This window comes from Halococcus morrhuae DSM 1307 (assembly GCF_000336695.1).
Taxonomy (GTDB): Archaea; Halobacteriota; Halobacteria; order Halobacteriales; family Halococcaceae; genus Halococcus; species Halococcus morrhuae.
In genome coordinates this window covers 1-209 of sequence record NZ_AOMC01000045.1, presented here as the reverse complement: position 1 = coordinate 209, position 209 = coordinate 1, and the positions used below count along the sequence as shown (strand labels likewise).

Annotated in this window: 1 pseudogene; it reads right to left on the bottom strand. The window is 55.0% G+C overall.

The window, feature by feature from the left end:
- Positions 1 to 209: pseudogene (locus C448_RS02475) on the bottom strand (IS5/IS1182 family transposase); the annotation flags it as partial.

Genomic DNA, 209 nt, shown 5'->3' with positions numbered 1-209 from the left:
GAAAAGACGGTTTCGCTCATTGACCGCTGATTGTAGACGTCATCGTCGATCCGGGCGTTGTGAGCCTTCTGCAACGGGGATTGCTCACAATGCTTGATGACCGGACGTGTGGCTTCTTTTCGACACTTCTCTCGAAGCTCTTTCCACGAGTACATCTTATCCGCGAGGAGTTCCCGCAGGTCTCCGGCGTTCCGCCGGAAGACCTGCAA